The organism is Flintibacter porci (assembly GCF_041925195.1).
Classification (GTDB): Bacteria; Bacillota; Clostridia; order Oscillospirales; family Oscillospiraceae; genus Lawsonibacter; species Lawsonibacter porci.
Map to the genome: position 1 here is coordinate 1 of NZ_JBHEVB010000029.1, position 10,877 is coordinate 10,877.

General features: G+C 52.1%; 7 protein-coding genes. 1 reads left to right on the top strand and 6 read right to left on the bottom strand.

The genetic code is table 11. The features are described 5' to 3' along the window. Nucleotides 1-114 precede the first annotated feature (114 nt). From ACEVJL_RS16455 to ACEVJL_RS16480, 6 genes are all read right to left on the bottom strand, one after another. Complete coding sequence (locus ACEVJL_RS16455) at nucleotides 115-603, bottom strand: hypothetical protein (RefSeq protein WP_374738454.1); 489 nt, start codon at nucleotides 601-603, stop codon at nucleotides 115-117. Between the two features lie 68 nt (nucleotides 604-671). Continuing rightward, on the bottom strand, nucleotides 672-3,749 hold the full coding sequence (locus ACEVJL_RS16460) for a type I restriction endonuclease subunit R (protein WP_374738455.1): 3,078 nt from the start codon (nucleotides 3,747-3,749) through the stop codon (nucleotides 672-674). A 21-nt stretch (nucleotides 3,750-3,770) separates the two neighbouring features. Beyond that, the gene (locus tag ACEVJL_RS16465; RefSeq protein WP_374738456.1) at nucleotides 3,771-4,556 is read right to left on the bottom strand and encodes a hypothetical protein; all 786 of its coding nucleotides are present in this window, start codon (nucleotides 4,554-4,556) and stop codon (nucleotides 3,771-3,773) included. Further along, nucleotides 4,553-5,710, bottom strand: coding sequence for a restriction endonuclease subunit S (locus ACEVJL_RS16470; protein WP_374738457.1), 1,158 nt, complete (start codon nucleotides 5,708-5,710; stop codon nucleotides 4,553-4,555). Before ACEVJL_RS16470 ends, ACEVJL_RS16465 begins: the two co-directional genes overlap by 4 nt. Then, nucleotides 5,700-7,223 carry a class I SAM-dependent DNA methyltransferase gene (locus ACEVJL_RS16475; RefSeq protein WP_374738458.1) on the bottom strand — a complete coding sequence of 508 codons (1,524 nt, stop codon included), beginning with the start codon at nucleotides 7,221-7,223 and terminating at the stop codon, nucleotides 5,700-5,702. Before ACEVJL_RS16475 ends, ACEVJL_RS16470 begins: the two co-directional genes overlap by 11 nt. 186 nt (nucleotides 7,224-7,409) lie before the next feature. After that, nucleotides 7,410-9,350: an amidohydrolase gene (locus tag ACEVJL_RS16480; protein ID WP_374738459.1), complete on the bottom strand. Its 1,941-nt coding sequence runs from the start codon at nucleotides 9,348-9,350 to the stop codon at nucleotides 7,410-7,412. Nucleotides 9,351-9,552: 202 nt separating this feature from the next. Here ACEVJL_RS16480 and ACEVJL_RS16485 point away from each other — a divergent pair, with 202 nt between their 5' ends. Next, nucleotides 9,553-10,776: a hypothetical protein gene (locus ACEVJL_RS16485; protein ID WP_374738460.1), complete on the top strand. Its 1,224-nt coding sequence runs from the start codon at nucleotides 9,553-9,555 to the stop codon at nucleotides 10,774-10,776. Nucleotides 10,777-10,877: the final 101 nt, after the last annotated feature.

The window sequence follows — 10,877 nt, forward strand, 5'->3', positions numbered from 1 at the left end:
AGTGAACGCACCCCAGGAATGTAAAATTCCAAAACCATAATGGAAATGCCGACCGCCATCTCAATGCCTGTGCGCTGAGATGGCGGCCTTTTTATACGCCGGGAGATTTGACGGTTACTCGCTTTCTCGTAGACTTTGTTCCAATTCATCCCTTAAAACTTCAGCTGCCAGCAATAGATTTTCGGGATAAGCAATAGATTTACTTTTATCAGCTTCATAAATATATCGCCAAGTTTGAAAAGCTTTTGCATGAATTTCAAATGTTTGTTCCAATGTTACCGGATATTTGCACTTTTCTTCAAAGCGATATGCCAAATTGTTGCAAAGGCAAGGAGGTAAATCTTTGTATAATAATAAAAGGTCGTGCTCGTATTTCAGTTTACCTGCTTTATCTGATTCTCTTGTTAATAGAGCTTTCAGGTACAGTTCACACGCAAATGCAATATTTACAATCGCAGGAATACTGTAAAAACTGTCACATGCAAACTGAATTCCTGTAGTTTTTATTTGCTTGTCCAATTCATTGCTATAGGATCCTATATCTAAAAACGCATTGGCTACATTATGGCATAAGTCTTCGTTGATTTTATGGTTGTTACTCATCATGTTATCTCCAGCAACGTCAAGAAGTCTTGTTTAGGGAGCTTTTGCTATCCGGTACCAAGTATTGATCAATCTTGATTATCCGTCCACATCTCGCACTGGCTCATGACCGTCTTCACTGCATCCTCCATCCCCTCCGGCGGATACTTATGCTTTTTCAGTAAGCGCTTCACCAGACGGCGCATACCGGCCCGGGCGCTCTCTTTTTTCTGCCAGTCGATGGTGCGGTTTTTCCGCAGCAGATCGGTCAGTTCTTTTGTGATGGCAATCAGCTCGTCATGCTCGTAAAAATCCTTGATGGCCTGGGGCTTGGTCAGTGCATCATAAAAAGCCAGCTCCTCAGCAGTCAGGCCTAGCTTCTCCCCTTCCGCGTTGGCGGCAGCGATGTCCTTGGCCAGCTTCAAAAGTTCCTGGATAACCTCCTCATTGGTCAGCATCCCGTTGAGGTAGCGATTCATAGCGCTCTGGATGATTTCGGAGAACTTCTCCGATTTCACCACATTGGTACGGCGGTAGACAGAGACCTGCTCTGCGATCAGCTTTTTCAGCAGATCTACAGCCAGGTTTTTCTCCTTCATGCGGGAGATCTCATCCAAAAATTTGGGATCGAACAGGGAAAACTCAGTGCCCACATCCGAAAACAGGTTGATGACCCCTTCGCTCTTGATGCTGTGTTTGAGCAGTTCGTTGATCCGCTCGTTGACCTCCGGCAGGGTGAATTTCTTCCCGGTGCCGCTGGTGGTCAGACGGACAAGCATCGTCCGCACAGCCTCAAAGTAATTTGCTTCCGCACGGGTCTGCTTATCCACCATGCTGCTGCACAGGGAGAGGGCCTGCTTCAAGAGCAACGCCTCCTTGATGTAGACATTCTGGGTCTTTTCCTTATCTGACAAGTCGTGCTCAGCAACCGACTTACCCAGCAGGAAGTTCACGCCGCCGCTGATCATCCGGGCCTTTTCCAGATCATCTCCGGTCAGGAAGGTGGTATAGTCAAAGCCGTGGAACAAATCCCGGCATACCTCCAGCTTCTCCAGGAACTTGGGATAGGCCGCCTTGCTCACATCGGGATCGCCATAGTTTTTCTTATCCCGCACCGTATAGTCGTTCATGGCCTGTTTCAGGGCGGCGGCGATGCCCACATAGTCCACCACCAGGCCACCCTCCTTATCCCGGAACACCCGGTTTACCCGGGCGAAGGCCTGCATCAGGTTGTGGCCGGACATGGGCTTGTACACATACATGGTGGCAAGGGACGGCACATCAAACCCGGTGAGCCACATATCCACCACGATGGCAATTTTCATGGGGGAATTGTTATCCTTGAACTTTCGGGCCAAATCTTCCTTGTGGGCCTTGTTGCCGATAATCTCCTGCCACTCCTCTGGGTCGTTGTTGCCCTGAGTCATGACCACGCCCACCTTCTCTGTCCAGTTCGGGCGCAGCTGCAAAATCCGCTTGTAGATCTTCATGGCGATGGGGCGGGAGTAGGCCACGATCATGGCCTTGCCGGTGAGCAGATTAGCCCGGTAGTTCTCGTAGTGGTCTAGAATGTCGTCCACCAGAGAGGCGATGGTCTGGTCATTGCCCAGAATGGCCTCCATCTGCCCCAGTTCCTTTTTGCTCTTTTCGATCACATAGGGGTCGGCGTTTTGGGCCATCAGGTCATACTCTGCGTCAATGAGCCGCAGGGTGTTCTCGTCCAGTTTCAGGTGGATGACCCGGCTCTCATAGTAGACCGGGCGGGTGGCCCCGTCCTCCACGGCCTGGGTCATATCGTAGATGTCGATATAGTCTCCGAACACTTCCCGGGTGCTGCGGTCCTTGGAGGAGATGGGAGTGCCGGTAAAGCCGATGTATGTAGCATTGGGCAGGCTGTCCCGGATGATGCGGGCGGTACCGATGGAGGTTTTGACCTCCAGCTCGCCCTTTTCATTCTGTTTAGTGACCACCTTTTCGGTCAGACCATATTGGCCCCGGTGGGCCTCATCTGCCATGACCACGATATTCCGGCGCTCCGACAGGGGCTCCCCGGTCTCCTCGAACTTCTGCATGGTGGTAAAAATGATGCCATTGGCCTGCCGGCCCGCCAGCAGCTCCTGCAGGTTCTGCCGGCTCTCGGCCTGCTGGGGCGTCTGGCGCAGGAAGTCCTTGCACCGGGAGAACTGGCCGTAAAGCTGGTTGTCCAGGTCGTTTCGGTCAGTGATGACCACAATGGTGGGGCTCTCCAGGGCCTTTTGCAGGTAGTGGGCATAGAACACCATGGACAACGACTTGCCGCTGCCCTGGGTATGCCAGAACACGCCGCCCTTGCCGTCGGTGACGGTGGCGTGCTGGGTGGACTCAACGGCCTTTTTGACCGCGAAATACTGGTGGTAGCCTGCCAAAACCTTAAAGGTGTTGGCCCCGTCCACGTTGAAGCAGATGAAGTTCTGCAAAATGTCCAGGAACCGCTCTTTCTCAAAAATGCCCTCAAAGAAGGTGTCAAACTGGGCATACTGAGTGTTTTCGTAGCTGCCGTCCTTGGTTTTCCACGCCATAAAGCGGTCCTCGCCGGAGGTGATAGTGCCCGCTTTGGAGGTGGTCAGGTCACTCATGACGCAGACCTGGTTGTAGATGAACAGGGACGGGATCTCATACATATAATTGCGCAGCTGCCGGTAGGCGGCGGAGGCGTCGGTCTCCTCCCGGGAGGGAGACTTCAGCTCCACCACCACCAGAGGCAGGCCGTTGACAAACAGCACCACATCGGCCCGTTTTTCGCTGTTCTCGATCACCGTCCACTGGTTGATAGCGGTAAAGCGGTTATTCTCCGGATGCTGATAGTCCACCAGATACACCAGACCGGAGCGCTCCTCTCCCTTCACCACGAACTTCACCGGCACGCCGTTTTGCAGATAGTCGGTAAAGACCATGTTTTTCTGCAGGAGGGAACCGGATTCAAAGTTTTTCAGCTTGTACACCGCATCGTCCAGCGCCGCCTGCGGCAGATCAGGGTTGACGGCCCGGAGGGCGGGCAGCAGCTCGTCCTCGTACAGGGGCGAGTGGTAGTCCCGCTCGATATCCGGGCCGTAGGCGTAGGAATAGCCCAGGGTTTGGGTGAAGAGCTGCAGCACGGCGTTTTCATAGTTGGATTCGGTGAAGGGCATGTTGGATCACTTCCTAAAAGATTATAATCTTAATGATTTTTCAAAAAGCATCCAATATTTTTTATGGAAATCGTTAATTCGGGAAATAAACATTTTCCTTGCGGAATCATCATATTTGCTATTTTCTTCGAAAGTATATAATGTAACTTGTGTCATAAACTTCGAAAGACAAGCAAATATATTTTCGAGTTCTCGTTCCATTATAAGCTGGTCGTTAAATTCTAAATCATAAAGATAGGATAGCATTACAATATCATTTTGATATTGTTGCAATATTGCAGAAACTTGAGATACTCCCTCCAAATTGAAGCCTTCTTCCTTTGCCATAGGTTGAAATCCAAATTGTGTTTGAATACCTATACAAAAAAAGGCAATTTTTGCGCTTATATCAAGAACAAATTCAGCATCCTGTAATGTATCTTCGTCTTCAAACATTTGCTTATCTAATGACCGTGCAAATCCATACAGCTTATTAAATTTCATATAAGCAGTATATCGCTTTTCAAATAAAGCGATTTCATTTTGTCGGTGTGCTACATAAATTGCACTAAAAACTGCTACAACAGTACCAATTGCCCCAGCCCATGCCGCCACGGCAGAAATCGCATCCCAGCTATTTTCTAATCCTGGAGCATAGGTAATACGCCAACCAAATAAGGCCATCACTAAAACAAAAACCGCTAATACAATAAGTGTAATTATGAGAGGAAACCATCTTCCTTTAACAAACATACTCATGTTTTTTCTCAAAAATTTTTGATGCTTTTTGCCTGCTACATCTTGATTATCTTGAGTGCATTTACTCATTCTCCTACACTCCCCAGATTAATTTCTCCACTCATTAATTTTGGTAAAAGAGTGTCTCTCATCAAAGAAAGCCGCTTATTCTCGTTGCGGTTATTTTGAATCTGCATAAGGATAGGAACCACTACCGCGTTAAACCTTTCCAGTTCAGTATCTGTAGGAAGTGTCACTGGATAAGTCATAATCTGTTGCTTATCTCCACGGGGCATTTTGGTTCCTTTTGAGCCTGCTACCATGAAGTCAAAGAATCTATCGGAATAAAGGGTACTGTATAAGTAGGCCGAATACTTGGGATAAGCAGGTACAAAGCACAAAACATCTGTTGAGCATCCGCACTCCTCATGGCAGTATACGATTTTCTTAAAATAGGGACGGATATTGGAAATTAAGGTGTCACCCACATGACACGCCGTTGTTTGTGCTGTTGTCGGCAGGTTGGAAACCTCCACAGCACCAGCCTTTTCTGGCAGCATATTCTCTGTTGAGAAGTAAGCGCTAATATCCAACTCAGAAACAGATACTCTGTCCTTGGAATAGGTACATATATCCGCAAGCGTTCCTTGTTCTTTTTCCATATTGATGTTGCCAAACCACTCTTGATATATTGCTTGTGCCTGCTGCTGCAAATTCTCGTTGATCTTGTTGTTCAGTTCGATTTTGTCATCGAGAGATTCCAATACAGCAATAATTTGTTGCATTTGTGCGTCACTATAAAATGGGATTGGCATCTCAGACAAAGATTTAATGTTTAGTGTTGGTTGAACCGTTGTATTTAGATTCTGATGAATGTATGCTTGACCTTTTGGTGAGTCGAGATAATACTTTACCCATTTGGCAATCTGTAAATCTGGAATATCGATCATAGCTGTTGCTCTAACTAAATTACAGCCAGCAAACGATTTTGGTACTATAGCTGTTTTACCAATAGTACCAACTACACTTATAATTAACTCTCCACCACGCAGCTTTGTGCGCTCATATTTGGAGCTAATTTGTTCTGCTGTACAGTCCAAATTAGTTATACTTTTGAGCCCAGAAATAATATTGTTTACTTTTATGATTGGAGTACCCTGTTTTTGATTAGAGCCTGGCTGTACAATTCCATACCCGATCTTGCGTTCTACAAGTGTACCAAGTTTGTAATACTCACACTTCATACCCAATCGCCCCCAGTTGCTCCTTGATCTGTGCCTCCAGCTCATGGGACTTCACAAAAAGCTCTGACAGCTCCTTGGTCAGGCGATCCATCTTCTCCTCAAAGGGCTCCCCGTCGTCCTCCTGCTCCTCAATGCCCACATACCGGCCGGGGGTGAGGATGTAGTCCTGCTGGGCAATTTCCTCCGTGGTCGCCACTGCGCAGAATCCCTTGACTTCTTCCAGGGTGCTGTCCACAAAGGCGTTGTAGGTGTCGGCCAGCTTCTGAATGTCATTATCCGCCGGATCTTTGCTTCCGTCGGTCAGCTCCCGAAGCTTGCGGGAGACCATGGTGCCCATCTTCCGGGCGTCGATGAACAGGGTTTTCCCCTTCTGCTTCTTGTTCTTGGCCAGGAACCACAGGGAGACCGGAATCTGGGTGGTGTAGAACAGCTGGGAGGGCATGGCCACGATGCAGTCCACGAGGTCGGCGTTGATGATGTTCTTCCGGATATCCCCCTCGCCACCGCTCTGAGAGGACAGGGAGCCGTTGGCCAGCACCATGCCCATGCGGCCATGGGGAGCCAGATGCCAGATCATGTGCTGGAGCCAGGCAAAGTTGGCGTTGCCCGCCGGGGGCGTGCCGTACTGCCAGCGCACATCGTCCAGCAGCTTATCCTGCCCCCAGTTAGAAAGGTTGAAGGGAGGATTGGCCATGATGAAGTCCGCTTTCAGCTGGGGGTGGCAGTCGTTGAAGAAGGTATCGGCGCTGAATTTGCCCAGGTCGGCCTCAATACCCCGGATGGCCAGGTTCATCTGGGCCATCTTCCAGGTAGTGGGGTTGGAATCCTGGCCAAAGACGGAAATCTTGTTGATGTTGCCGCCGTGGTTCTCCACGAACTTGGCCGACTGGACGAACATGCCGCCGCTGCCGCAGCAGGGGTCGTATACCCGGCCATTGTAGGGCTGCAAAATCTCCACCAGCGTTTTGACTACGCAGGCAGGAGTATAGAATTCCCCGGCCAGTTTTCCCTCCTGCTCGGCGAATTTGGACAGGCAGTATTCATAGGTGCGGCCCAGGATGTCCTTGCTATTGCCGTGCTCAACCATCTGAATGTTGGTGAACAGGTCTACCACATCCCCCAGACGGCGTTTGTCCAGCTCCTGGCGGGCGAAGTTCTTGGGCAGAATCTCCTTAAGACGCTTGTTCTCCTGCTCGATGGCCCGCATGGCCTCGTCGATGACAGTGCCGATTTCCGGCGTGTGGGCTGCTGCGGCAATCACACTCCATCTAGCGTTCTCCGGCACAAAGAAGATGTTCTCGGCAGTGTATTCGTCCTTGTCCTCCTCAAAGCCATCGCCCTCTTCTACCAGTTCCTGATACTTGGCCTCGAAGCGGTCGGAGATATATTTTAAGAAAATCAGACCCAGGACAACAGATTTATACTCCGAGGCGTCGATGTTGCCCCGCAGCACACAGGCTGCGTCCCAGATCTGCTTTTCAAATCCAATGCTGCTGGTGTTGGTCTCTGCCATGGAAGGTTCCTCCTGTATCTTCGCAGATGTCAGAACCATCTGCTCGTGCTGCAAAACTATGGGCCCAGTATACCATAGAAACCCCGCTTTTTCCAATGATTTGCATGGCCCTCTCCCCTGCACTTGATATTATTCTTAACATAAGACTGCCCCCTGATCTTAAAAGATCAGGGGGCAGCAAAAGTATTATGTTTTATCGGTTCTGTTTCGCTGGTTGGGCCGTACTTCGGGCGGGATGGGGCAGCGATAGCCCCCAGGCAGTACGGCAGAAAACTCCGCCTTGGCTCGTTCCAGCCACTGAGGCTGCTCATACAGAGTATGGGCAGCCTGAGCAAGCACCTGGGCGGCAAAGGCCATACCCTTCATGGCCAGCCCCGACTTGCCCTGAGCCACGCGCTGCCAGGAGTGTCCGGGGGTACCGGACACGGCGCAGGAGGCCATAAACTGGGCGGTGGGCACCACGTGGCTCACATCCCCCACATCGGAGGAGCCCAGCATCATCACATCGGAATGGTGATGGGGGCAGATAAAGTCTGCAATGGGCCGCTCCTTCAGCTTCTGGAGGATCTCTGCCCGCTCCGCTCCGTAGTACAGACCCAGAACCTGGTCGCTGTCCAAATCTGCGGGGGTGATGGTCTTGGCAAACCGCTGTGCGTACTCCCAGTCCTCCTGGGTATAGGCAGGCACCCCCACCTGCTGCATGGTCTGGTACAGCAGTTCCTCCAGCACGGAGTTGGAGGTCAGGTTGGAGCAGGCTTTATCAAAGGTGACAGACAGCTCTGTCTCGGTCATCAGGGCCGCGCCCTGGGCAATCTTGCAGATCCGCTCGTAGAGACGAGCCACCTTTTCCGAGGTACGGGAACGCATGAGGTAGATGACCTCAGCATGGGCAGGCACCACATTGGGTGAGCTGCCCCCGTTGTCGGTCATGGCGTAGTGGAAGCAGTCGTCCGGGTCCATGTGTTCCCGCAGGTAGTTGGCCCCCACGTTCATCAGCTCCACCGCGTCCAGGGCACTGCGGCCCAGATGGGGGCTGGCTGCGGCGTGGGAGGTGACGCCCTGGAAGCGGAAGTAGGCCTGGCAGTTGGCCTGGAAGGAGCCCGTCATGACGAAATAGGCGTTGGCGGGGTGCCAGGTGAGGGCGGCATCCAGCTGATCAAACACTCCAGAGCGGGCCATAAAGGTCTTACCGCCTCCCCCCTCTTCCGCCGGACAGCCGAAGAAGATCACCGTGCCGGACCGCCCTGTATCCCGCAGATAGTCCCGGATCATCAGGGCGGCAGCCGCTGAGGCCGTTCCCAACTGACAGTGGCCGCAGCCGTGGCCCTGATCCTGGCCCGGGATGGGTGCCTCCCGGGCCACATCGGCCCGCTGGCTCATACCGGCCAGGGTGTCGATGGAGGAGGAATAAGTGGTCTCCTTGCCGATGGAGCCCTGGCGCTGGGGGTCCCGCTCGTAGCCGGTTTTCAGGGCCTGGGGAATGGCGGCGGGCTCAGAGAGATAGACCGTGCGGCCGGTGCGGGCGGCCCAGTTGATCATGCAGATGCCGATGAGGATACCACCTACCAAGCCAAAGGTGGCAGCGGTCACACCCACACCCTGGGCGGTCTCCCAGTAAGGCAGGCCGGCCTGCTGCAGCATGTTGCCCAGCAGAGCGGCGGTGCCATGGCCGCCGGAGTAACCCAGGCCCATCTCCCAACCGAAGGTGTCATACAGCTCTGCCCCGCCGACGGAAAATGCGGCATGAGTTCCAAAGCCGATGGCAAACTGCAGAAGTCCTACACCCAAAAGGACAAAGCCCAGGATGGCGGCGTTGACGGCTGAGTTCCCCCCCTTCTCCCCAGAACCGCTCTTCTTCAGTGTCATACCCAAGGGAGTGGCGGTGACCACCGGGACAATGAGGATGCCGGGGATCAGGGAATAAATGTTGATCCACTCCTGGGGAATAGGCAAAATCCCCAGGCAGTTGGGTCCTAAAATCAGCAGCAGAAAGCCGCCAATCACCGAGGCAGGCAAAAATGTATCCTGAAAGATTTTGATTTTTGCCCGCAAAAACGTTCCGATCAGCAAAAAGACACCCAAAACGCCCACACTCTGGAGCAGTTCGGTTAGGATTTCATTTGTCATGTCGCGTATCTTCCCCTCTGACTAAATTTGCGCTATAATAAGGACAAATAAAAAACATGTCTTTTATTGCTGACATACTACCGAAATCTATCTGAAATGTCAACGGATTTTTACCAATATATGTAAGTCTTGATTTATTCTCCGAATTAAGGACCCGGATTTCTATAATTACGGACAGCCTCAGCAGGAAGGAAGAATGTTTATGATCACCGTCAGTATCATCAGCCCCAAAATCTCTATGCAGGCCATCCAACGGGCCATTGATCATCACGACTTTGGGTGTTCGTTTCTGCAATATGTCTATGCACGCCAGGAAGAAATCGGCGGAATCGTGCGGGAGTGCCGGGAAAAATGCGACATTCTGCTCTTCAGCGGAGAAATTGGATATGAGTATGCCGTACACCACATTCCGGATTTGAGTCTCCCCTGTGCCTTTGTGTCCTACACAGACAGCCAACTGCTCTCCGTCCTGCTCAACTTCAAGCTGGAGTACCCGGACATCCCCCTCAACCGGGTGTTCGTGGACTTTCTGGCCCCCGTCAACCACTATATGAACCTGTCCCAGTATCTTCCCCCGGAGCAGATGCCCTACTGCGTGGAAAATACCCAGTACAGCTATGAGAAGATCCTCCGCCGGGCCCAGGAGCTCTATCACGGCGGAAAGATCGACTTCATCCTCTCCCGTACCACCAATAACCTGGAGGCATACCGGGAGATGGGCGTCCCCTTCCTCCACTTCCTTCCCACCGAGACCATGATTGCAAACTCCATCCGTGCCGCCCTGGAGAAGTGCCGCCTGGCACTGAGTGAGGCTTCGGAACGGTTGGTGGTCTTGGTCCACATCCTGCTGCCGGAGACCATGGGACAGTACGACCAGGAGTTTCAGACCATCTGTGTCCACAAGGTGCTGGCCCAATTCCGGCAGGACAGCGAACTGGCCTTCTCCATCCACCCCTTCCACGGCAATTTTGAGCTGCGGGCCGAGCGTGTCACACCCCGGGAGCGGCTGCGGCTGCCCAGAGATCTGGTGGTCTACCTGCGTCAGAATATTCCGGTGGATTTCCGGCTGGGCGCAGGGATGGCGGAGAGCTGGAAGGACAGCTACGCCATGGCGGAGCGAGCCCTGGGTGAAGCCTTTCAGTTTGGCGAGAACGACGGCTTTGCCTGCTCAGGCGGAGGAGATACCATGGTCGGCCTCCTCTCCTCCCCCGTCACTCTCCATTACAGCTATTCTAACTATAAGGCAGTAGAGTACTCCCAAAAGACCGGGATCCAGGAGCGCAACCTTCTGCGCCTGCTCAGCCTTTATGAACTCAATCCCGATATGATCCTCACCTCTCAAGGAATCTCAGAGTATCTGAACATCACCACCCGCAGCTGCAACCGTATGTTTCAGCTGATGCTGGACGAGGAGTCCTGCAAATAAAAGTCAAGTCCTAAAATGAAAAAAATCCCGCAAAGTTTGCGAGATCAAAAAAGCGCAACAAATCAAGCTGGAGAAAAGACTTCCACCAGCTGGAGTGAGTC